Origin of the sequence: Shewanella sp. SM74 (assembly GCF_025653725.1) — a bacterium.
GTDB lineage: Bacteria > Pseudomonadota > Gammaproteobacteria > Enterobacterales > Shewanellaceae > Shewanella > Shewanella oncorhynchi.
In genome coordinates this window covers 1-22,820 of record NZ_JAKKRZ010000048.1, presented here as the reverse complement: position 1 = coordinate 22,820, position 22,820 = coordinate 1, and the positions used below count along the sequence as shown (strand labels likewise).

Genomic DNA, 22,820 nt, shown 5'->3' with positions numbered 1-22,820 from the left:
GCTACTTACAAAGTTTTAAGCCTTCTTGAAGGATCGGTCCGATATTAACGCGGGATACACCCATTTCATCCTGAACTTGTCGAAGAGTTTTATTTTCCTTTTTAGCTATTGCCTTTTGGTATTCCAATAAAGAACTATCCTCTTTCCAAATTGGCTCAATAGCATCATAACCCTTGCTTTGGGCAACACCGTTTACCGCATATTCTTTATCATTTGCGATAAAAAACACGGCCTGTTCGTAGCAGCCAAGTTCTCCGCTTTCGACAGTAAACGGCCAACTTTCCCCATAACTACTTTGATGAATTTCTTTAGCGTTTAAAGTTGGGCTCAATGCAAGTAGTGAGATAATAATCGCTTTCTTCACAGTTCACTTCCCTGTTTTAAATTGTTTAACTTACTGATATTAAGTCAATAATTGTCAGGTTCATATAGAAATGCAGGTAGAATCAGACTACCGTCTTTCTGCCAACATCTTGGCCATCGCACTTTCCTTTGCCTTAATGTCTTTGCCGTACCGCAATACCATCATTGGGCTTTTCCAACGGCCGTTCTCTTGGATTTGGGCTATCGAATAGCCTGCGGCAAGTAAGTCCTGTGCGGCGCCAATCCTGGCACTATGCCCAGACCAAGCAGAATGAAGGTCGATTGCTAAGCTCTCGAATGCCCACAGAAATACTCGGTCCACTGTACGGGTGTTCATCGGCTTGGCTTGAACCGAGACTTTATTGCTCCGGCCAATCGGCTGAAACAAGTAGTCTTCCTTAGTCAGCCCAGCACCTTGGATATACCGCTGAATCAATTTGAAGCCTAGCGGCGTAATGTTCACAACCTCTTCTTCACCCGAGTCATTGGTTTTGGTGTAAGGCACTGACAACACATAATCGCCTTCAAAGGTGGACTTGAGATGGCCCACTTTGATCCGAAGCAGCTCGGATTCACGAAGCAACGATTCATAGGCGATGTTCAGCAACGCCAAATTGCGCTTGTCTAATAACCTCTCACTTTCGCCATACGATTCTATGAGCATCTGCAGGTGATGAAGTCTAAAAGGCGTTGCCTGCTCTTGCGCTAAGCCGCCTGACTCGAGCTTTACTATTCTGATTTCATTCTGCTTGTCTTGCACGGTCTTACTGCTCACAGGGGACAGCAAACCACACTCCACATGGAAACTGTTAATCGCCCAAGCATATTGAGATAAGGTAGTGTATGACGACGCCTGGTGGTACTCAATAAATGTGGCCACTACCTCGGGGCTCGCAGGCAACGGGGTAAGGTTATTTGTAAGACACCAACTTTCAAACTTAGCCCACCGGCTCATTAGTGCTCGCCATGTATTAGCCCTGCGGGTACGGTGGCCATTCTCAAGAAAGTGCTTGAGTTTTGCCTGAGTAATCTCCCGAATGCGGAGCTTGTCTGCATCGGTTAAGTGAGCCAGAGGCTTTGACAATAGCGCCTGTAGCTCGTCAGTAGAGCGCTGATAGCTGTCTTTTAACGAATCGTTAAGCGTTGACGGAGGTTCGCCGTAGGACAGTGCAACGCTGTGATTATTCGTGGTTAACAAGCTCACCTAATGCCTCCCTGTCTGCTGAAAAAGCGGGGTGTTCGTCCTTGTAAAAACTCAGTAATTCATCAATCGCAGCATCCACGGATTTGGCGCCAATCGTATCCTTGAAAAGAACTAGCTTGTCGTATTGGGTCTTGCTGATCACAGGTCGAGTCGTTTTTTGAAGCCGCTCGATTTGAGAGATGCGCCGACGTACCAGCTTCCAACCTGAATCCGAGAAAATGGAATTAAGACAGACATTCAATGAATGCAGCGCGGTTTCCTGTGGTAACGGCTTGGATTTGGTGGGTTCGGTTTCTCGCATTAACTGACGGAATGTCACAGTGAGGGTCGGAGTGCCATTTAAGAACTGCGAAGTAAACCACTCGGTTTTCTCTATCTGGTTGTAAGTGTTACCGATCATGCGCGAGAGTAAATCACGTACTTGTGGGCTTGCAGCTTCACTTGCCGCTAACAGTCTTAATGTGCGTCCCTTGGGTCGCGAACTGACGTCAGAGGGGAGGGCGTGATACGTCCAAGCTGGGCCTAATGAGTCAGATTTGAGTGGGGAGGTAGTGTCATTCATTTTAGTATGGCGTCTCTACACTAATAATTATGTTTTTAGTATAAAGACACACACTAACTAAATCAAACAAGTTTAGTTAGATTTCTGAGCTGCCTACCCATTGAGGTAATACACCGTAAAGTAGATACGCATTCCATGCTTGACCACCTGCCAATGCATCACAGTCCAGCGCTTCAAGGCTGTCATGAGTCCATCCTCCTTGCGGCGCAGGTACTATAGTTATTTGTGTGCCATCTAAGTCCTGAATTTGGAGATCACATTCAACAAGTGCCCCTGTCAAAAAATCTGGTTCATTCGGGCTTGATGGGCGGGTGATGATGCCAGAGACGATTTTTGTGTCGCTGAAACCAAACCATGACACAGCAGAGTATCTAAGAACAATGACTTAGCTAAATCATATACCCATACATTGACATAAAATAAACCCATAGTCTGACAAATAAGAAATCCAAAAATAACTCAAGTGATAAGTGTAATTTTACTACGAATATCCATATAAACCTTTGCAAACTTACAATGGGATAGAAGCGTGCTACGAAGTTCTAGTTACTCTGACATCTCGGATAACCTCATCTACTCCAAATCACATAAATTGCCTACAAACTGATGACCAGTTTCACTCATTCACTACAACCATTAACGATGCCGCCTACATTTTCCATTACACAGCGGTAGTCCAATTTGAAATGGGAGATGTGACCATTCTTGACCAGCTCACGATATCGCCAGCCGTCGTATTTGAAGGTGCGTTGGTTCGAAACATAATTCACCACGTTTGCCGCTTGGCACATAGATAGGTAGAAATCCTTGAACTGATCATCTTGAAGAGCATCAGCATGTTTTATTGCCCATTGAGCTATCGCATAGGCGTTTTCGGCAGTGAAATCGACGCTTACATGACGCTCCAATAGCTCTAGTAACGCTTTGCGATTAGATGATGTCAGGCGAGAAGTCAGCGCATCAAATTTAGAGAATAATTCCTTCCAAAACAGACTCTTGAGGCTCTTGATTTTGAGCTTGAGACTTTCCAGAACCGAAGATTTAGATACTTCCAGTTCTCTCAGTAAATCAGGGTCAATTTCAGCGAGTGCGGAATAAGTACCCATTAGCTTGGCCATCTGGTGATCGTAAAGCGATTGCATAGCCTTAACCATGTCACCACCTGGCACCAATTCATTGAGCTTTTGTTGAGTAGAATCGGATGGCCCTCTGAATTTTGCAGAATAATCACTTTCAGCCAAATCTAGGTCAAAGTTAGCGTCAAAGAACGCTTTGAAGGGGTCTACCTTGCATTGACGATGGTTTTTATACCCTAAATTCACCCGAATAATGTCAACCGGCACTGAATGACGGGTTTCGCGATCACAATCATTTTGGAAATCGAATGTGCCAATGACCTCAGCTTCGGCTTCACGTACTTTAATCGCGTTTTCAATATCTCGACTGCCAGACCAACGCTGTGGCAATACCAGATAGCACACCTCGGCATTAGCCTCAGTGATGACGCGGGTTGCCCATTGCTCAAAGGCAGAATAAGGAGGGTTACAGAAAATGACGCCAACTGGCTTATCAACAAGGGTTTGTTGATTAAAGTCAGTGCCAATAACCAGCACTTTTTTATCGAGCTGGCTGCAATGGACTAGGCTCTTTTCAATGGCGTACAGGTTGTAAAATGGTGGGCTCATTTCGCCGCGACGATCTTCAAGTGGCATGTTAAGGGCGCTTAAAACTCGGCCATCTCCGGCGCCAATATCAAGCAAGGATGACTCTCTGTTGTAAGACTCTAAGAACTTAGACTCAACCAAGTCGCGTCGAACTACATCAATGATATGCTCAGACGAAGGATACCACTCAAAATCCTGCTCTTCCGCCTTCAAGTGCCTTACACGTTGTGCGGTTGAAAAGTTTAACTCACCTTGTTCGGCTAACATGACGGAATGAGACATTTGGAACACCCTCTTAAGTTTCGATGTTCAAACTATCTCACGCTTTAAAAATCACGCAAATTTTGACATTAATATAGTGTCACCATACTAAATATTTATGGTTTAGTGTGTCCCACGCACTAATCAATCATGAAAAATCACGGTTAACGCCTGACAAACATACAAGGTCCGAGTCAAATGGGGTTATACTCGGCAAAGCGAGCGCAAAATCATCCATCCCACCCAGTTTAATATAGTGACACCACACTAATGCATCATGGCACCAACGCCACGCAAACCCTTCAGTATTGTTTAGTATAATGACATCACACTAATATGGTTTTCGGCTGGTGGGTACTCGTGTCCGATAACTGTAATTATCGGACGCGAGTAAAAACAGACGGGCAGGGGCAAGCATTGACTCCGCGGGTGTACTGGAATCGATTGCTGAGCTTCAGATCCCACATCATGAAACAGAGAGCGCTTATTGTCTTTTAGCTGTATTGAAAAGACGAATCTAATAAAAAAGTAATAAATCAGTGACGGAACAGAAAAATGCTTAATTATAAGGAACATCGTCAAGAACTATTGACCGTAACTATTTATTTTGGCATCTTAGCACTGGGATTCAGCAACCATTTCCATGCCACGCGGACAAAAGCTGTAGTGTTAAATAACGTCTAATCATGCATACATGCATTGACTGACGTGAGTGGCGCGTCAGTTAAATCCAATTATTATGGAGTATGTATTCATGCATCAAAATATATTAAAAGTACGCAGAAAATTTCTTTCTCAAGCAATTAATTATACTGTCGGAGAAAAAATTGTTAGCGGCAGAGTTGCTGCTGATATTTACGCACAAATTCTTGGGTTTGATAATAATAACACCCTAAATTATTTGCTTGGTCAGAACGATTTTAGAGCTAGAATGCTGGTTGAAAATGATTGGAATTATAACAATCAAAGAGCATTCAAAGTTATATCACAGCATATTCCAAATTTAACTTCTAGCATGTTATACGCCATAGAACAAATGTCGAAGCCTTGGTATACAAATGATTTAGAATGGCGCCCTACGCTTATTTCACTATTGAAAGGCGTAGAACATGTTGAGTATTTACGCTTTCGAAATAAATATGACTTATGTGACGGTTTATCATATCTTTTCATTTATCTAGCAAGCGACCAAGCCTATAATAACAAAGCAAAAAATAGAATTTACATGATTTGCTGCCTACTTAGTGATCTTATTGAGTCTGGGAGAATATCAGCGATAAGATGGTCTGATATTGCTGCTCTATATAATGAAGAACATTTCGATTTAATGGTTGAGTGGGTATTACACTCACGCGAAAAACGTATTCGAGATATAGAGTTGTTAGAGCGATTTGAAAATTATGCGTTCAAAGATTTTTCGAATTTCAGCACAAATAGTATCGGAGTAGAACCGTTCCAAAATCTTTTCCGTGAATTAGGTGTTGATATTGATAATTTATGCTTACCACATTATTTAGAGATAGATTGGGTTTGAGTCGAAATTCGTATCACCTTGGCAAAGTATGACAGCAATGTATATTAATGGAGATGGGGATGATTTTGATGACCGATTTAAATTTCTAGTCCCAAATAAGGAGGATCTTGACTTTTCTGGACAACATTCATAGAGAATTGTAAACGTTTAGGGTTTGCATTTGTTTGAAGCGTCAATAGTGCAATTTAACCAACTGCAAAATTGGTTGAAAATTATCATACGAAGCTGAGTACGAGAAAAATTATGAAAAAATTTATAGAAGATACACTTTTGATGTTGCTAGGTGCTCTTATCACGATGCTGATCATAGGGCTAGGTGAGCTACCTACATTAAGTTTTGAAACACTCATTCAGCTTTCGTTAGCAGTGGGTCTGGGATTCTTTATCCGCTTTGTGGTTAACAAAACACGTAAGCCAAAGCTTGTTCTGAATAAATTGGATAGTATTTCTGAGTGGGGGGAGTTGTCGAAATATGAGGATTACCAAAACCAGCATCCACCGTTTGATCTGAATAAATTGGATATTTATTTTGAGCCGAGTGAGATGGTGAAATATGCTGTTAAGTTTGAAGATACAACAATTAACCCCGATAGAGGCAATAATGGAAAAACCTCATTAGGGTTGCCGATTGAGTTACTACCGCCAGAATTGGAAATATATGAAAAGCAATTTTTCGATAAATCATGCAAACATCTATCGGGAGTTCTTGTTGATTTTAATACTGCCCTTAAGTTGCGTTACATTGCTGGAATGAATGGAACTAACGCAATGATCCGTGACTGCAAAGAAAGTTATTGGCAGGATAAGATAACGTTAAGCGGTACGCTAGCCTATACGCCTTCAAGTGATTGTTAGGGAAAAAATATGTATCAAAGTAAATTGGTTACTTGCGTCATTCGTTGTTCATAGATTGGTTTGCAACAAAGCAAATGGAAGCTAAGCAACGTGTATATGTCCCATACGAGACATTCATAATTTCGTTAGGCGCTTACAAACAAGTGCATATTAAACTGGATATTAGTACGAGTATCTGAATTGCAATTGACACACCGACAGAGGAATTGGCAGGTGATTTTGTTCACTATTTTAATGCCTGATATGAATAATTGACGTTAAGGGGCAAGCAGCCCCTTAAACAAAGAGTTTATCTAATATCCCTGTTATTGATTGCTGTATTTAAACGGTTAGTTGGTTAGCTTTAATCAGAAGTCTCAGTAATAGCCTTAATAATATTAATCGCCCCGACAATTATCATTATCATCGTTATTATGAGACCGAAAGGCGCCAATTCATGCGTTATCAAAAGGAAAGCTATCGGCAAAACCATCCCTAGCAGTATTAAGGCTAAACCGTTTTTAACCTTGGGGTGATTTTCTTTACCTTTAATGGAGTTTTTGAAAGTGTAAATCATACCCAATATCGCTAATGGGTACGCCATTGCCGACCAATTTAGATCCGCCATTGCATAAACTGCTAGAACAATCATCAAAATAGACAGAGTGCCTAACGTCTTTTCTACCATTTCACCCCCTAAGCTGTTGTTAATCCAGCATAGCAAGTCCCTGAATTAATTGAATAGGGCTTTGAGGATATTTTTAATTTTATCGGGTATTGGGCGACTGGTGCAGTCCAATAGCGCGTCTAAATCCAACGCCTGAGTAAAGCGTTTATTCGACCACGAATCGCCATACATTGATTCGGCCCAAGTGAGAGCCTGAGCCAGCGAGTGAAATTGGCGCCTTCCGGTGTAGCCTAAGCGGTGATCTACAGTCACGCCTACAAAGTGGATGCGGTAACTTGGAGGGATGCGGTTCGCTAGCCGGATAAAGGGCGTTTGCCATACTTGCGGCTTTTCCGCCAAACGTGGATTGAGAGGGTCTTTAAAATCGAATCTGGGCATGGCAAGGCTCCTGTTTAATTAAATACAGGATCTCACCAAGTCCAAATCACGCAAATTTTGCCTTACGCTGCCTTCTGCTTCAATGCCGCCAAGCGTGCCCCCAGAGTCATCTTGTTAGCTGCCTGCGGCATTGCTAGGCGCAGTACTCGTTGTAACGATTGGTTAAGTGACTCAATAAAGCTCAAGTTCTCTTCCATTGTTTCTAACGCTTTTCCCAGCAACAATTTGAAGTTGTCAGGGTTTGGCTTCCACCACTCCAAAATGGATTGGTCGTACACGTCGGCTGGCACCAGGGAGCCGACGGCGACCTTGTACTCTTCCCGCGTTAAGCCTTTACATAATTGCTGTTTGAGCGTTGATATAGCGTCGCTCCAATCATGGGTTGCTCGGTTAATTTCAGCGACAATCAAATTCAACGACTTGGCCATGAGTCTGCTGACATTGAGGTAGTCGCTCGGATGCTCTTTGAGTTGAACTAGCTGAGCAGGCGATAGCAGCTGTTTCAGTAAATCATCAATCTGGGTCACGCCGCCGAACATCAGTGCCAGCCACAATTTAGACACTCCAGCTTTCTGGGTTACCCCTACGTCTGAGGTATCAAATCTTATATGGAGTAAATGGCTATTAAGACCATCTATCATTTCCCTTACTGCCCAACCTGCTTCCTGAATAACGCGCTCGATATTAAGTCCTAGGCGCTCTACTGTGTCATCGTTGGTTAGGGCGGTTTTAACCCCGTGGCGCTGGGCATTTCGCTCCGCTCTAATGATATTAAGGATTTCTGTCTTATCCCTGCGATGCTGGGTCATATCGATGGCGCGGGGATGGTTCGCAACATCGATGTAAGGCATAGACTGAAAGCTGAACATTCCGAGCTGCTGAAATATCTGTGTGCGCTTTAAAATGGCTTGCAGCTGGCCCCAATAGCTCGTTTTAATGGTGATCACGCCTTCAGCTAACAAGGTTTCAGCCACATACTAACAAAGAAGAAGTCTGTTGGTGTGCCTCATGTAATCTGCAGTCCAATTTTGGTTTGTAAAACACCATCCTAGAATTGCCCTTCTCAATACCCTGTTTGCTGATTTTAACGACACGGCGGGAGAACTGGTTTGCGCTTTCGGTCTTACGAGCTTCCGGCCTGTAGCCTGTCAGTAGACTAATGCTTTGCAGATACGGAATATTCAGCGATTGTCGTTGTTTTCCACCAAGCGCACTAGATAATGAGTCCGTAAACGCCTTACAGAGATTTTCGCAGCCGGTGTGATGGTCTTCTGGGCCGTATTGCTCACACAAYGTATTCWGCACACCACRAACYCTGCTATCTATCTGCTGCTGAATTGACGGTAGCAGCAATGCTTTGGCTACCTCGTTGACCGTCCGGCCATTYACCTTAACGCTTATCCCTTCGGCGCSATAGGCAAATCGGTATTGATTAAGGCCTGCCTTAGTCAATAACCAGCATTCTTTGACRTTGGACAAAGTGGTTTTCTGACCTTCCGGCACGAACTCAAAATTAATCGCATACTCCACCACGATATCGCCATTATGCTGAGCAAAGCGCGAGATGGTGCAGTTACGGTCTTCGTCGTAAACGTCTGACATATCATGCGGCCGCGTCCACAAATCCAACAGGTTAACCGGATGTTTTGCAAAATCCTCTGCAACCTCAGATTTGAGGATTGGCATCATTACCGCCTCGGGTAAGGTTTGATTTACCTGAGTTCTGGTATCGTCCATTTCAGAGTTGAGTTTGGGGTAAGGRATCCAGCCTTGGCCAGATTCTAATTGCTTGAAAATTGCGTAAGGACGGAATGGCGCGGCCCCGATACCGTCAATGCTCCAGCGAAAAGATAATAGCAGGCTTTGTGCTTCGTCAAATAGGTAATTCAAGCTCTTKGGGTCTTGAGCCCACTCGCGGTACATTTCCAAAAATAATCGCTTGGTCTTAGGTGGGATATTAGGGTCGTTGGCGATGTCGCGATACCCTTCATGCTCGATTTCTCGACCGTTAGCAACAAGCTCTGCGAACTCCTTAGCRATCCGATGACCGGATCGTAAGCTCGAGCATGAAGGGCTCTGGCGTCCATATCATTGCTTAAACGCCAAAGGTAATCCCTCACTCGAAGTGCATTTTCACTGCCTAACGCATTCCAGCGGGGTAATTTTGAAAGTCCTGTAGCTGAATTATCGGTTTTACCAACAAGGGTGCAGGTCACGCAGCCAAACCGTGCCTTACCCCCACAACCACTGTTTTTCTGCCCCACAATGATGTCGCAAACCTCATTTGAGCCATCACATTATATTCACTAAACCTAAAACCACTTTCGTGAGTGAATGAGCTACGAGTGCCTTATATATGGGCTTCTCAAGCAATTCAGTCTCAATAATTCTTTACGAAAATTGCAAGATTTGTAAATGTAGAGCTTTTTCGTCTGAATATTTTCAAATTCAAGCCCGTTATTCTTTACAAAAATTGTATCAAATTGAACTGGTGAATAGCTACTAACTCACTCGACACTAAAGAAGTTTGGTCGATTCAAACCTTAATTTGGTGGAAATTAGTGGGCGTTCACACCCGTCAACACTGAACTCAACTGCCGGCAGTACTAGCTTGCCGACTATATCTTGTGAACGTTGTTTTAAAACAGCTGCGTTAATAGCGGGTTTGTGCCAGAAGCGGATATTCACTAAGCTTCGATTAAATCTGCGCTTTTCACTGAAAGCTGACATTCCTGACAAAAACTGAAACGGAGCTCTCGAAAATTTCGATACATTCACGAAATTCCAAATGGTTTATATGGGAAGTGCTATCCATGTCTATTTTGAACTACTAACCAGTTTGTATTTGTCAGTCAGTAGTATGCAATCTTGTCAAATGTTATATATGTATTTTCAAATTACTTGGTGTGTTTATTCACGCTTTGCTCGTCCCATAGCTAGGTACTCGCTACCAAAGGTTTGAGATTGATGAATTTTTACGTTAGCGTTGCAGTATTTTAAAAACTCAAAAGGGTTGTCCCTGCTTAAAAGCGTGGTTTTTCCTTTTGATGAAATTGTTAGCAGTAAAGAGGTTCTGATGGACTTAGCTAAGAAATTTTATTTTGCTTGGTGTGATAAAGTAAATGCACGTAAGAAAGAGCTTGAAAATACCTGGAGAAACTCTAAAGCCTATACAAAGACAATTATCCATTCAAACAGCTTTGTGCACCTTATCTGGAGCTAAATATTCTCCATAGATTTCATTCGAGCAAAAATCATGGGTTTTATTTAGGTAAACTGCCTCGCTGATAATGACTATCATGACAGTCAAAAACACACTTAATTTTAGTTCAGTTTTGTAAAGCATAAACTACCTATAAAGACTGGTACAGATAATGCTCTTATTTGGAATACTGTGGTGGCTAGTTAGGTAAATATGAATTCTGCTTTATGTTTAGTCAGGTTCTGATGTGCTTTGACATTTATTGAACCTATATCCGGCGCAGCTCGAAAGATTGGGTGGCCATCAGTGATCACTTTCTCCCTTCCTGCCAGAAGAAAAAGGCTAACACTGACGGCCTGAACGCATTCATTGAATTATAAACTAACGCTGTTTTATCTGTTACTTTTTCAAAGATTTTAAGGCTAAATGTTGTCCGTAATCCTACCTCCAAAGAAAGGATAGCACGAGGAATGGAGCGGTTATGGATCTAAGTGATTGGTAAATTGCCCTACAGCACTAACAACCTTCTTAGCCCCATCCTGGATCTCAACCATCACCGAACCCGATTGAGCGGAGAGTTCTAGCGCATGATGAGCCTGCACCTTTCCTTGTTCGATAATCTTTACCGCTTGTTCAGCTAGTTTTTGGTTTTGGAGTACGACATCAATAATCTCTACTGTCGCTTTAGTCGTGCGAGATGCCAGATGGCGCACTTCATCTGCCACCACCGCAAAACCGCGTCCCTGCTCACCCGCTCTTGCTGCTTCAATCGCTGCATTTAATGCCAGCAAATTGGTTTGGTCGGCAATACCACTGATACTTTTGATTATGGTACCTATAATTTGCGATTGTTTATCTAACGCGGCAATACCGGCGGACGCGTCTTCCATTTGCTCAGAAAGCTCCTGCATCACAGTAACCGTTTCCTTTAACACTTCGCTGCCACGAACTGATGCTGCATCGGTATGTTGCGAAATTTCATAAGCAACATCTGCCGCTTGTGCTACTGCTAACTCGCGATCAACTTGTTCGGTAATGACGGTCGCAAATTTCACAATCTTATAGAGCCTTCCATGTGAATCGGATATGGGATTGTAAGACGCTTCAAGCCATACGATATCACCACGGCTGTCCAGACGCTGAAAGCGCTCGGCGACAAATTCTCCTCGGTTTAATTTCGCCCAGAATGACCGATAACGATCAGAGTTATACTCCTGCTCTGTACAAAATAGACGGTGATGTTTACCCACGATCTGTGCCAGACCATAGCCCATAGCGTTGAGAAAACGATTATTGGCGGTAATAACATGACCGTTGAGGTCAAACTCAATCACGGCTGTAGAACGCTGTAATGCTTCAATAAGGTTCTCATGCTCCTTGGATGCTTCAATTGTCCTAGTCAGGTCACTGGCATAGATGGAGACATGCAGAACTTTACCTTTCGTATCTTGTACTGGTTGCAAAATCACTCTTAACCAGGCTTCTTCACCATTACCACGGTACACTTGAGCGGCACCAGCCCAATGCTTACCTTGTTGGAGCGCTTCTTTCATTCGCCGGAAATGATCAGTTTTTTGCGCATAAGGAGGTACAAGCTCAAGCCACGATCTACCCATCAACTGACTACCGCTGTATATCATTTCTTGTTCAAAGTTTGAGTTAACCGCTGTTATGCTTCCTTTTGGGTCCATAATTACGGACAACATTTCACTATCTAAGCTCCTTTGAACTTGCTGCAGAGAAGACAATTCTTCTTGTAGCTGCAGAACTTGTTCCTTTAACTTTTTATTTAAAAACATTTCGAACTCCCGTCGACACAATGCACTTCAATAGCAAATAGTATGAACATTTAGACTGTTTTTGCATTTTGGATCCATTGCTCCAAGTCAATGGAGCTTAGCGGTTTTGATAGTAAGTATCCTTGAGCAACATGGTAACCTTGCCCCTTCAAAATCTGATACTGACCTTCCTCTTCAACACCTTCTGCGACCACCTTTAATTGCAAACTTTCACCAATCCGCAAGACTGCATCGCTCAGAGCACGGCTGGTTGCATCATTTTCTAAATCCAGTACAAAACTTCGGTCTAACTTTAATTCATGGATTGGTAATCTGCGTAAGTAGCTTAAACTCGAATAACCGGTACCGAAATCATCCATTGCCAAGCGTATCCCTTGAGCGTGAACCTCATTGAGCACTTTCATTGTGCTGGGATTTGTGTCGAGTAAAACACTTTCTGTCAGCTCTAATGTTAAATCGCTCGCTTGCAGGTTATGTTGAGTTAGTGTTTGCGTTATCATTCCGCACAAGTCTAAGTTATGGAAATTACTAGGCGACAAATTCACGGAGATTGCAGGAATGTTGATCCCTTTTCTTCTCCAGATCGCCATTTGCTGACAGGCTTCTTTAATAGCCCAGTGGCCCAGAACTCCAATTAACCCGCATTCTTCTGCAAGTGGGATGAAGCGAGCTGGAGATACTGTTCCAAACTTAGGATGTTCCCAGCGAGCCAACGCTTCAACGCCATATAATCTACCTTCAGACATGCTTATTTGAGGTTGAAAGTGTAGTTTTAGTTCGTTATTTTCTATCGCTTCTCGCAAAGCATTTTCGAGCTCCTGGCGCTCTTGAGCCAACTGATTCAGTTCATGACTAAAAAAGCTAAATCGGCCTCGACCAGTGCTCTTCGCCTGATACATGGCCATATCTGCACGATGGATAAGTGAGCCTATGTCATGGCCATCTTGTGGGTATAAACTAATCCCTATGCTGGCAGAAGGTGACAAGGTAGAGCCTCCGATCTTGCAAGGCTGCGAAATATTGAGCTTTATTTCCTCAATAATTTCGGTGACATTACTCACTTCACATCCTGGTAAGACGACGACAAACTCATCACCGGACAAACGACCAACAATGTCGGTTTGTCTACGCTGAAAGCTCAAACGCTCTGCAAATTGTTGGAGTAATGCATCACCGGCGGGATGACCAAGTGAATCATTCACCTGCTTAAACCGATCAATATCTATAAAGAGAACAGCTAAAGTCGTCTTGCTTCGTTTGGCTTCAATAAGCGCATGCTCAGCCTTTGCGTGTAACAAGCTGCGATTTGGAAGCTCCGTTAAACTGTCATAGAACGCTAACTGACGTATATTCTGACGGCTTTCTTCTCGCTCCATCGCCAAAGTGCACAATGGAACGATGGCTTCAACTAATCGCTGATGAAATGCTGATGGTTGGCGCTTCTCTTTGTAATAAAATGCCAGGGTTCCAACACATAACCCTTTGCTGTTTTTAATGGGGGTAGCCCAGCAACTTTTGATGCCTAGAGGAAGAATGTCCGCTCGAAGGTCCATCCATAACGGATCGGTTTCAATATCACTTACTACAACCGTTTCTCCGCGAAACGCCGCCGTGCCGGAGGTTCCTACACACTCGCCTATTGGCATTCCTTCGAGCACGTTTTTATAAGCCTGTTCCAGGCTAGGTGCTGCTAGAGGGTGTAACTTATTTTCATCATCAACCTGAAGCACCGCTGCTATAATTTCAGGAGCTATACGCTCAATTTCTCGACACGCAATTTCCATCAAGTTCTCAAGAGGCTCTTCTCTGGCCATCGCATCGAGAATGCAATGTTGCATAACTTCATGCATTTTCGCGCCTGTGATATCAGAAAGAATACTCACCGTATACGTCAAGCTATTATGATCATCAAGAATGGGATTGACAGTGATGCTGCTCCAGATCCGCTCGCCACTCTTTACATGTGTCAACTCTTCCGACTTAACGGGCAGCCCATTAAGCAATTTTTCATGCACTTTGGCTATTGAGGTCTGAGATAAATTCGGAGTAAGTAAAGCCGTAGGATGAAGTCCTTCAACCTCTTTTGCCGTGTAGCCGAACACTTTTTCAAATCCAGCGTTTACATAAATAATCTTCCATTGTCCGTCAGTGATAATAATTGCACTGTCCGTTTGGTCTGTCACCAGAGATAAAAGCCGTAACTTTTCTTTTTCGTAATACTGCTGAGTTACTTCTTTAATAAAGGCTGTATAGAGAATTTGCCCCTCGCTCTCTACCTTCGAGATAGACATTGCACCCCAGCGACAACCGCCATCTTTACGGTGAATTGGTACATCTCGACTAGTCCCTACAATTTTGTTAATTCCGGTTGTTCTATTTGCATTGATGTAACTGTCATGTTCTGGTCGGATATGCAGAGGTACCAAAATTTTTACGTTTTCCCCAATCACTTCATCCCTGGAATACCCCCACAACTTTTCAGCAGCTGCGTTGAACAGGACTATACAGTTTTGAGAGTCAATGACGACGACACTGTCTATAGCCTGCTCAAGAGTTTGAATAAATATGTCTGACAGATTACGTGCAATTGGCATTTTATTTCCTTACAAAGCTATCAGTTAAAAACTTTATTTTGCAAAAAGACCATCATGTGCGTATTTCGGTTTGTCCGGCCAGCTGTTTCGGTATCGTCCGGCCATCTGATCTTTTCTTCGTAACCCCTCACTTTTTAACTTACTTCCGCTGGTTCAGCCAGACTTTTTTTCCGTTGCGATTCTCCTGTTAATTCCAGTCGATGGGCGTTGTGGATCAATCGGTCTAACAGCGCATCTGCTACCGTCGGATTTTCCATGAGTCCATACCATTCACTGACCGGTAATTGGCTAACGATCACTGTGCTGCGTTGCTCGTATCTGTCTTCAATCACATCCAGCAGATCGCTGATTTGTTTACCCTTAAATCCTTCTAACCCCCAGTCGTCCAGGATCAATAGGTCCAGCTTTTGCAACTGGCTTAATTGCTTTAAATAACTGCCATCGGCATGCCCCAGTTTCAACGCTTCCATCAGGCGACCCAGTCGGTAGTACCTCACCTTTTTATTCTGTCTGCACGCTTGTTCTCCCAACGCACAGGCCAAATAGGTTTTGCCGCAGCCTGTTGCTCCCGTGATGAGTACGTTTTGGCCGTAGTTCAGGTGATGCCCTTGCAGCAGGGGGGTCAGTTGCTCTGGTCGTATGCCGCGTCGTGCCGGGTATTTCAGCTCCTCCGGACTGGCCCGAAGTCGCAGCCCAGCATCTTTGCGCAGCCTCATCAGGCGGGTGTTGTCGCGTGAGAACTGCTCTTGCTCCACCAATAAGCCCAATCGTTCTTCGAAGCTCAAGCCGTTGTAGTTATGCGGATTTTGCCGTTGCAGCTCCAGAGCTTTGGCCATCGCCGCCATTTTCAGCTGGCGTAATTGTGTCATGATCAGATCCATTATTCTGTCCTTATTGGTAGTGGTGAGGACCACGTAAGTTGGTGTGTATAAGTGCTGGGGCGCTACTTTCGGTGTCAGGTTGAGTTTGATCGAAGCCGTTTTTCAGCAAGTTTTTAATAAAGCCGGTGAACGTCGCCTGTTGTTGCAGTGCCATGCCGCAGGCGCGTTCCAGCCGTTTGCTGCCATAACTTTTTTGCAGGCCAAGCAGTGCCAGACAGGTGCGCTGTGCCAAGACCGGATGAGCTTTACGCTTCTCTATCGCCAGCACCACGCCTAGCGTATCCGGCCCTATTTTCTCTGCCCATTGCCTTAATCGCTCTGGCCCCCATTCCTGATGCGCGGCGTGGGCTGGTGGCAAGTGTGATAACTCCGAGGTTTGACCGAAGGCTTTGCTACTTCGCACATGCTGCGCCACACACTGGCCTTTGTGATGCACCCAGATCATGGTGGCAGTGGCCTGTATTTCCAGCCGCTCACCGCACAAGGCATGCGGTACCGAGTAGTAATGTTTATCGAACTGCAGGTGGTAATCCGGTCCCACTTTGGCCACTTTGTATTCGGTGTATTCATACGGGAATGCAGGCAGCGCTTTGAGCGCAGGCTGGTCAATTTGTTGGAACAAGTCTTTACGGCTTAATCCGTTATAAGCTTTCATTGGCCGCTCGTTTAGCTGGTGATTCAGCAATCGGATCGCCTGATTCAGTGCCTCCAGCGAGTAAAAGATCTGGTGGCGAAGCCGCGCTAATACCCAGCGCTCAACAATCAGCACAGCACCTTCTACTTTGCTTTTATCCTTTGGTTTTATCCTTTGGTTTATAAGGACGCGCAGGCATGACGGTGCATCGGTAATGTCGCGCCAGTGCCTGGTAATCACTGTTGATGGACGGCTCAAACTTGTCAGCTTTGGCCACAGCAGCCTTGAGATTATCCGGCACCAATAAGGTCGGCACACCGCCTAAAAAGCTCAGGCAACGGCTGTTGGCCATCAGCCAGGACTGCTGATCCTGCCCGGCACAGGCTTCGATATAGGTGTAATTGGATGCACCTAAGGTGGCCACGAAGATGGCGGCTTTGCGGATTTCGCCAGTGCGCGGGTCGACAATGGGCACCGTGGGGCCACAGAAATCGATAAAGAGTTTCTCGCCTGCATAATGCTGTTGGCGCATCGAACGGCGCTGCGAGCCTTTCCAGCGGCGATAATGTTCGCAGAATTGGGTATATCCCAGCGCTGCGCGGCCATGTTCAGCTTGGTACTCCTGCCACAATAACTGCTTGGTTAGCTTCGGATCTTTTAACTCCAAATCGATACGTAACCAGTCGGGCAAGACCCGTTTGGTCTGGTAATCACGTCCTGGCAACAGAGCCTGATCAAGGGTATTTAAGGACACCTCTGGGGCGAGAGGCCATGCAAGGTTGAGGTTATTAAAGCGGGCAATTAAATCAGTCACAGTCGAGCGGCCAATGCCCAGGGCAAGGGCAATTTGGCGGTGGGACAGCTGATCGTCAAAACACAGCCGGAACACTTCCAGATAAGTTCTCATATCGGTTCTCATCAATTTCTTTTTGCGTGTCATACAAGCTCCGGCTGACAGGGAAACCCCAGTTATGCCGCAGCACCTGAAACGAAGAAAGAAAAAGATGGCCGGATGATACCGAAACGACTGACCGGATCACACCGAAAGAGGTGGCCGGACGATACCGAAACTACTGGCCGGTTCACACCGAAACAGGTGGCCGGACGATACCGAAATGACTGGCCGGTTCACACCGAAATGAGTGGCCGGACGACCCCGAAATTCGCAATTTGGTTCCTGAGTATCCAGAGGCTTACTACTTAACGGATCTTCGTATCGCGTTTGAGCATGAAAATGATTTTGCTCATACGTATGTCCTTAAGAGCTTAAGCTGCTGATATATTTAGATTAGTTAGCATTTTAAACACCCCGTTTTTTTGATCCCTCTTCAAATTCTGACGCTGGCAACGTTGTGCTAAAAATGCCAATGCTTCATTTATGGCCGTCACTAAATCTGCGCCATGGCTTCTGGCAATATCTAAACAAAAGGGTAAACCACCAGATATGGGCTGATTTTGCACCGGTAAACAGTGAAATCACCCGGTTATACTTTTGTTGTGCCGCGTTGATAAGCCACCGTTTTAAGGTTGCCACAAGCAAGCTTCCCCAGATCAGCGTTTCGACTATTGTTGGATGATATGTGTCGAATTTATTCAAATTATTCATCGACTTCCATTCTTTGAATAGCAGTTCAATCTGCCAGCGGACACGGTAGAGGTCGCCGACAACTTCTGCGGGAAACGGTTGCCGATCAAGGTTGGTGCACACCAAAACATGTCTTTTTTTGTGATCTAATGCGGCAAATGCCACACAACGATAAATTGGACCATCCGGCCAATGCACGTCTAAATCCAACGCACCTGTACCGGGTAATTCTTTTAGCCATGATTTCAGCGGTTTTGCCTGCTGGCTTTTGTTGCAACCGGCCATTGGATTCACGCTGTTGCTCATGCGGATGATGAAAAAAGCGCTGGCGTCTTGCAATTCCTGGACATAAGCCTTTGAAAAATAACCCGCATCTGCCATAAATAAGCAACCAGCTAAGGATGAGGCTGATGGCAAATACTCCCGCTCTGGCGCAATATCTTCGGTCAGGCTTACGCGCTGTGGTTGTCCTTTGAACACATCATAGGTGACATGCAACTCAACCGCAGCAGGGTTGTGTACGTTAAAACGGCCTGGAAAATAGTGCATTAAGTCGCCATGCACCGCGAAACTGGTGCCATCTTGCAAAATAATACGTTCAAAAACGTCTTTATACTTCTCTCGCAGAGTAAGCATATCTGGAAGATGCACAGCCAGTGCTTTTTCAAACACTTCACGCATAAACTCAGGCGCAGCCATTTTAACCAACTGTTTATGAAAAGGTTTTAGCTGTATGTTGGTGAAGTGCATATGATTAAATTGACGGTGGATATCGGTAATAGAATTCGTAGTCCCAGAGCCAAGGGCGCTGACCAACGCCATGCAGAACTTATGCGGCGTGACCTGGCGACGACGTTTCATAAATCCGGTTTTTGCCCAAGCGTATCAAGCTCATCTGGAGAAAAAAGTCGTTCAAAAGCGTTTAAGAATGGGCTATCTTGTTCGTGCTTCATTCGTTTTGCCTGCAAAGGTGATCTTTTTTATTCGCAAAATCAATTAGATCACGAATGAAGCACCTTTTCAAATCCTAAAGATCATACGTAGGTGGACCCAATATGAAACAGAATTTACCGGTCACCGGCGTGGAGCAGCGTTTTTCTGCCCAAGCCAATATTCTATCGACCACTAATCTTGATGGCAAAATCACTTATATTAACAAAGACTTTATTGATATCAGCGGCTTCAGCAAAGAAGAGCTAAAAGGTCAGAACCACCACATTGTCCGCCACCCTGATATGCCACCCGCCGTATTTAAAATGTTTTGGGCTGATTTACGCGCCGAAAAATCCTGGATGGGTATTGTCAAAAATCGCTGTAAAAACGGTGACCATTACTGGGTTGATGCTTATGCAACGCCGATTAAAAAGAATGGCAGAACCGAGGAATATCAATCGGTAAGGCGTAAAGCAAAGCCTGAATTTATTACTCGGGCAGAAGAAGTTTACGCCGCCATCCAGGCTGGAAAATCTTTACGCAAGCTGGGCGATTCACTATCGCTGCCCGCCAAAATATTGATTACACTCTTTGCCGGCTTACTATTGCCGGTACTGGTTTATCTCTTAAACTACTCCGCCTTACTCGTACTATTAGCCACAATTTTTAGTACCTTTGTTGTCAGCGCCGCAGTCTTCGTCTTTAGCCAACCTTTACTGCTCGCATTAACGAAACTCAAAACCATTTCTGAAGATAAGGTCGCGCGCTACGTCTACACCGGTCGAAATGATGAAGCCGGGACTTTGTTACTGGCGGTTAAAAAACTTGAGTCTGAGAACGCGGCATTAATTGGCCGCATCAATGATATGTCGTCAACCTTAAGTGAAAATGCCCAAAGTTTAAGTGCTGCCGTAACACAATCTGAAAATGGCACCTTACGTCAGTTTGAACAAACAGAGCAGGTTGCAACGGCAATGGAACAGATGGCCGTGAGTATCCAAAGCGTATCCATCAACGCAGCCGAAACTTCTACCGCCTCTGCTGACGGACTGGCAATTGCCAACTCCGGCAAACAGGTTGTTGATGAAAATGCCAGCACCATTAATGAATTGAAACGTCTCATTCACTCGGCGTCGCAGGTCATCAATAACGTTGCCATAAGCAGCAATGAAATTGAAAAAATCCTCGACGTTATTCTCGCCATTGCCGACCAGACTAATTTGTTGGCGTTAAACGCAGCCATTGAAGCTGCACGAGCAGGTGAGCTTGGCCGGGGCTTCGCGGTTGTTGCCGATGAAGTGCGCTCTTTGGCCAATCGCACCCAAGAATCCACTAAAGAGATCCGCGGCGTCATTGAGCAATTACAAAGTGGTGTCCGACAAGCCGTCAGTGCCATGCGATCCGGTGAAGCGGCAGCGGAACAGAGTGTGGCAAAAAGCCATGCCACGGCGCAGGCTCTGGAAAATATCCTGAATGCGATTAGCACGATTTCCCGCATGAGCGAGCAAATTGCGCGGGCAGTAAATGAACAAACGTCGGTGGTAAACTCGGTCAGTGAAAGCGTGCTTATTATAAAAAGTAATGCGCAGGAAAACCTCGATGCCGTTAAATTAAGCGGAAAGGTTGCCGAAAAGACGGTCAATATCACCAGAAGATTGGATCAGCTAACCAATCAGTTCTGGGCGATACAGCAAGGGATCTAGCCATGCGCACCCTAAACCTGATTTATCGCTCGGAACAGGAGCTGCAGGCATACTTATCCGAGCACAGGCTGACTGAATGTCAGGTTTCAAGACAAAGCCGAGATTCGTTTTTTCGTGAGCGCATGTTGTGAGCGTCCGCAACTCGCTCTTAGCTGACTTTAAGCCATATCCCCAAACTTCATTTCTTGCAGCACCTGAAAAAGCTCGGCACGTTTATCGTCTGTTGCAAGCATACTACGAGGATACTGTCCGCCTAGCCTAGGAATAGGCGTATCAAGCCACTCATTTATCTTGGCGGTGTCATTGTCAAAGAAGGCATTTAGCTCCTGCTCGAGCTGTGCTTTTGAACAAGCTTGATTATGCTGCATTTGCATACCTTTTCCACGTTTGGCAGATGGGTTGTTTTAAAGCATAAATCCGGGTGGCCTTTTTATCCCGCTCACAGGTGTGCGTTTATATAATAGTTTGATAATTCTTAATAATGTTTGATCATTTATATAATAGTTTGATATTTTTTGGCTCTTTTGGTGAATGTGCGGATTAAGAGTTAGCACATTTTTGCCCCATTCCTTGTTTCGGTTTGTTGGCTCAATAGAAAACTCCTACTCTTGTTGCCATACAAAATCTCATCCATTTACCTAATGTTTGGACCTAACGTAAAGCGACTAACAATGTATGGGTATACAGTCGTATTTAAATTTAGGTGTTTTGGTATGATTTTCAGACAAAATCAGTGCGCACTAATTCTATCCGAAATATATAAAACTCTATAAAATCAGGTGAATATAGTAACTGAATTTTAGTTAATAGGTTCGGAAAACGCGCATGCGCGTTTTTCCTGATGGTGTATTTGGCAGAAAGCTGATAAGTTCTTTGCATACAGATAGTTAACCGTGCGCGTTTTCACTGGTCCAACGAGGTAAACGCGCATGCGCACTAATAAAATTTTAGGTGAAGGAGTTCATTTGCAAGTCAATTTGCGTAAAATTAGCCCTCTACCAATCGAGGCTATTAAGTTTCTCGATGAACTAAGTCAAAGAGACTCTGTTGAAAAACTAATTATTTTTGGTTCAAGAGCATGCGGTGACTATGACAAATATTCAGATATTGATTTGGCAGTCGTCGCGCCATCTTTTACTAAAGCTGACTGGGTGATGTTACGAGCGAAGGCTATTCATGACGTAAGAGTTGTTTTTAGAATTTCAATTGTAAACTTCTTGAGTAACCCTGAACGACTGCAGAAAAGAATTTATGATGATGGAGAAGTAATATATGAGCAATCCTAGGAAGTTGCTGGATAGCTTGGGTAATCTGCGTAAAGCTGTAGATAAACTTGAACAGGCATTGCAAATTCCGAGAGATCGTGAGTTGGTAGTTGAAGGAACAATTCAGCGTTTTGAAACTGTCGTAGAGCTGGTTTGGAAAACCCTCAAAAGAGGGTTGAAATACGAAGGAATTCATCCAAATAGCCCTAGAGAAACAATGGTCGAAGGTTTTGCTGCAGGTTGGTTAAGTGGTGAAATTGTATGGCAAGACCTTCTAGATCATAGAAATAAATCATCTCACGAATATCTTGATGATGATTTCATTGATGAATACTACGATGAGATTGGTGAGTTGTTCACCCCAATTAAAGATCTGCTTGAATTTCTTGAGAATAGGTATAGTAGTTTATCAAATTAATCACCTAATCGGGTAGCCGGAGGTATCTAGCCTCCAGCCCCCACACCACCCTGCATGCGGCTCCGCACCGGGCGGTTCATTTAGAACGCCTAACCTGTTTTCTGGTTCGGATAGTGAACCGCGATCCATCCATCTCTCAGTGAATACAATCCTGCTTTCTTAAGATACTCATTACTCAGCGCTTGCTGTATTCCTGGTGTTTTCGAGCTCCGCCATGGGCCTTTACTTGTGATCCCACAAGCAACGGCAGCTTGGATCCTGACGCCACGTTTAAGTAAGTTTTGTACCTTAGTCCGCGGTTTTCGCCACTGACGCCAG

Annotated in this window: 18 protein-coding genes and 3 pseudogenes; 5 read left to right on the top strand and 16 right to left on the bottom strand. The window is 44.4% G+C overall.

All coding sequences use genetic code 11. The annotated features are described in order from the left end of the window. Position 1 precedes the first annotated feature (1 nt). The 5 genes from L5M49_RS23755 to L5M49_RS23735 all read right to left on the bottom strand — a co-directional run bounded on the left by L5M49_RS23755 (position 2) and on the right by L5M49_RS23735 (position 4,075). On the bottom strand, positions 2 to 364 hold the full coding sequence (locus tag L5M49_RS23755; RefSeq protein WP_011918395.1) for a DUF2511 domain-containing protein: 363 nt from the start codon (positions 362 to 364) through the stop codon (positions 2 to 4). Positions 365 to 451: 87 nt separating this feature from the next. After that, positions 452 to 1,567, bottom strand: a complete 1,116-nt coding sequence (locus tag L5M49_RS23750; protein ID WP_254803680.1) for a tyrosine-type recombinase/integrase — start codon at positions 1,565 to 1,567, stop codon at positions 452 to 454. Then, positions 1,545 to 2,129 carry a hypothetical protein gene (locus L5M49_RS23745; protein ID WP_259484411.1) on the bottom strand — a complete coding sequence of 195 codons (585 nt, stop codon included), beginning with the start codon at positions 2,127 to 2,129 and terminating at the stop codon, positions 1,545 to 1,547. The genes L5M49_RS23750 and L5M49_RS23745 overlap by 23 nt, the downstream gene beginning before the upstream one ends. A gap of 76 nt (positions 2,130 to 2,205) precedes the next feature. Then, on the bottom strand, positions 2,206 to 2,490 hold the full coding sequence (locus tag L5M49_RS23740) for a hypothetical protein (protein ID WP_234594912.1): 285 nt from the start codon (positions 2,488 to 2,490) through the stop codon (positions 2,206 to 2,208). Positions 2,491 to 2,749: 259 nt separating this feature from the next. Beyond that, positions 2,750 to 4,075 (bottom strand): DUF4942 domain-containing protein, encoded by a 1,326-nt coding sequence (locus L5M49_RS23735; protein WP_263266931.1) that lies wholly within the window; start codon positions 4,073 to 4,075, stop codon positions 2,750 to 2,752. A gap of 733 nt (positions 4,076 to 4,808) precedes the next feature. Between L5M49_RS23735 and L5M49_RS23730 the strand changes: the two genes are divergently transcribed. Continuing rightward, complete coding sequence (locus L5M49_RS23730) at positions 4,809 to 5,588, top strand: hypothetical protein (RefSeq protein ID WP_088213021.1); 780 nt, start codon at positions 4,809 to 4,811, stop codon at positions 5,586 to 5,588. A 243-nt stretch (positions 5,589 to 5,831) separates the two neighbouring features. Continuing rightward, positions 5,832 to 6,443 (top strand): hypothetical protein, encoded by a 612-nt coding sequence (locus L5M49_RS23725; RefSeq protein WP_218737387.1) that lies wholly within the window; start codon positions 5,832 to 5,834, stop codon positions 6,441 to 6,443. A gap of 343 nt (positions 6,444 to 6,786) precedes the next feature. Here L5M49_RS23725 and L5M49_RS23720 read toward each other — a convergent pair whose 3' ends face one another. The 9 genes and pseudogenes from L5M49_RS23720 to L5M49_RS23670 form a co-directional block, all read right to left on the bottom strand. After that, positions 6,787 to 7,110, bottom strand: coding sequence for a hypothetical protein (locus tag L5M49_RS23720; RefSeq protein WP_088213179.1), 324 nt, complete (start codon positions 7,108 to 7,110; stop codon positions 6,787 to 6,789). A 45-nt stretch (positions 7,111 to 7,155) separates the two neighbouring features. Beyond that, positions 7,156 to 7,488, bottom strand: coding sequence for a hypothetical protein (locus L5M49_RS23715; protein ID WP_088213178.1), 333 nt, complete (start codon positions 7,486 to 7,488; stop codon positions 7,156 to 7,158). 62 nt (positions 7,489 to 7,550) lie between these two features. Further along, the gene (locus L5M49_RS23710; RefSeq protein WP_263266930.1) at positions 7,551 to 8,462 is read right to left on the bottom strand and encodes a hypothetical protein; all 912 of its coding nucleotides are present in this window, start codon (positions 8,460 to 8,462) and stop codon (positions 7,551 to 7,553) included. Further along, positions 8,455 to 9,378, bottom strand: coding sequence for a hypothetical protein (locus tag L5M49_RS23705; RefSeq protein ID WP_263266929.1), 924 nt, complete (start codon positions 9,376 to 9,378; stop codon positions 8,455 to 8,457). The genes L5M49_RS23710 and L5M49_RS23705 overlap by 8 nt, the downstream gene beginning before the upstream one ends. A 1,791-nt stretch (positions 9,379 to 11,169) precedes the next feature. Further along, complete coding sequence (locus L5M49_RS25295; protein ID WP_262917206.1) at positions 11,170 to 12,489, bottom strand: methyl-accepting chemotaxis protein; 1,320 nt, start codon at positions 12,487 to 12,489, stop codon at positions 11,170 to 11,172. Between the two features lie 50 nt (positions 12,490 to 12,539). Further along, a complete protein-coding gene (locus tag L5M49_RS23690) occupies positions 12,540 to 15,083 on the bottom strand; it encodes an EAL domain-containing protein (RefSeq protein WP_263149249.1) in 2,544 nt (847 codons plus the stop codon). Between the two features lie 134 nt (positions 15,084 to 15,217). Then, positions 15,218 to 15,964, bottom strand: coding sequence for an IS21-like element helper ATPase IstB (gene istB, locus L5M49_RS23685; RefSeq protein WP_106651310.1), 747 nt, complete (start codon positions 15,962 to 15,964; stop codon positions 15,218 to 15,220). 10 nt (positions 15,965 to 15,974) lie between these two features. Beyond that, a pseudogene (gene istA / locus L5M49_RS25365) lies at positions 15,975 to 17,538 on the bottom strand (IS21 family transposase). Between the two features lie 326 nt (positions 17,539 to 17,864). Next, a pseudogene (locus L5M49_RS23670) lies at positions 17,865 to 19,136 on the bottom strand (IS4 family transposase). Positions 19,137 to 19,238: 102 nt separating this feature from the next. On the opposite strand from L5M49_RS23670, the gene L5M49_RS23665 reads away from it, so the two are divergent. After that, positions 19,239 to 20,819, top strand: a complete 1,581-nt coding sequence (locus L5M49_RS23665) for a methyl-accepting chemotaxis protein (protein ID WP_263149244.1) — start codon at positions 19,239 to 19,241, stop codon at positions 20,817 to 20,819. A gap of 158 nt (positions 20,820 to 20,977) precedes the next feature. Here the strand turns inward: L5M49_RS23665 and L5M49_RS23660 are convergent, their stop codons facing one another. After that, positions 20,978 to 21,193 (bottom strand): antitoxin Xre/MbcA/ParS toxin-binding domain-containing protein, encoded by a 216-nt coding sequence (locus L5M49_RS23660; RefSeq protein WP_140906931.1) that lies wholly within the window; start codon positions 21,191 to 21,193, stop codon positions 20,978 to 20,980. Positions 21,194 to 21,748: 555 nt separating this feature from the next. On the opposite strand from L5M49_RS23660, the gene L5M49_RS23655 reads away from it, so the two are divergent. Further along, on the top strand, positions 21,749 to 22,105 hold the full coding sequence (locus L5M49_RS23655; protein WP_263172640.1) for a nucleotidyltransferase domain-containing protein: 357 nt from the start codon (positions 21,749 to 21,751) through the stop codon (positions 22,103 to 22,105). Beyond that, entirely contained in the window at positions 22,092 to 22,502 is a 411-nt protein-coding gene (locus tag L5M49_RS23650; protein ID WP_263172638.1) for a nucleotidyltransferase substrate binding protein, read from the top strand. The genes L5M49_RS23655 and L5M49_RS23650 overlap by 14 nt, the downstream gene beginning before the upstream one ends. An 89-nt stretch (positions 22,503 to 22,591) precedes the next feature. Here the strand turns inward: L5M49_RS23650 and L5M49_RS23645 are convergent. After that, positions 22,592 to 22,820 (bottom strand): annotated as a pseudogene (locus tag L5M49_RS23645) (group II intron reverse transcriptase/maturase); the annotation flags it as partial.

Excerpts from the sequence above, each read along its gene's own strand:
- L5M49_RS23745 (WP_259484411.1), bottom strand. The coding sequence starts at position 2,129 with ATGAATGACACTACCTCCCCACTCAAATCTGACTCATTAGGCCCAGCT.
- L5M49_RS23735 (WP_263266931.1), bottom strand. The coding sequence starts at position 4,075 with ATGTCTCATTCCGTCATGTTAGCCGAACAAGGTGAGTTAAACTTTTCA.
- L5M49_RS23730 (WP_088213021.1), top strand. The coding sequence starts at position 4,809 with ATGCATCAAAATATATTAAAAGTACGCAGAAAATTTCTTTCTCAAGCA.
- L5M49_RS23725 (WP_218737387.1), top strand. The coding sequence starts at position 5,832 with ATGAAAAAATTTATAGAAGATACACTTTTGATGTTGCTAGGTGCTCTT.
- L5M49_RS23720 (WP_088213179.1), bottom strand. The coding sequence starts at position 7,110 with ATGGTAGAAAAGACGTTAGGCACTCTGTCTATTTTGATGATTGTTCTA.
- L5M49_RS23715 (WP_088213178.1), bottom strand. The coding sequence starts at position 7,488 with ATGCCCAGATTCGATTTTAAAGACCCTCTCAATCCACGTTTGGCGGAA.
- L5M49_RS25295 (WP_262917206.1), bottom strand. The coding sequence starts at position 12,489 with ATGTTTTTAAATAAAAAGTTAAAGGAACAAGTTCTGCAGCTACAAGAA.
- L5M49_RS23690 (WP_263149249.1), bottom strand. The coding sequence starts at position 15,083 with ATGCCAATTGCACGTAATCTGTCAGACATATTTATTCAAACTCTTGAG.
- istB (WP_106651310.1), bottom strand. The coding sequence starts at position 15,964 with ATGGATCTGATCATGACACAATTACGCCAGCTGAAAATGGCGGCGATG.
- L5M49_RS23665 (WP_263149244.1), top strand. The coding sequence starts at position 19,239 with ATGAAACAGAATTTACCGGTCACCGGCGTGGAGCAGCGTTTTTCTGCC.
- L5M49_RS23660 (WP_140906931.1), bottom strand. The coding sequence starts at position 21,193 with ATGCAAATGCAGCATAATCAAGCTTGTTCAAAAGCACAGCTCGAGCAG.
- L5M49_RS23655 (WP_263172640.1), top strand. The coding sequence starts at position 21,749 with ATGCGCACTAATAAAATTTTAGGTGAAGGAGTTCATTTGCAAGTCAAT.
- L5M49_RS23650 (WP_263172638.1), top strand. The coding sequence starts at position 22,092 with ATGAGCAATCCTAGGAAGTTGCTGGATAGCTTGGGTAATCTGCGTAAA.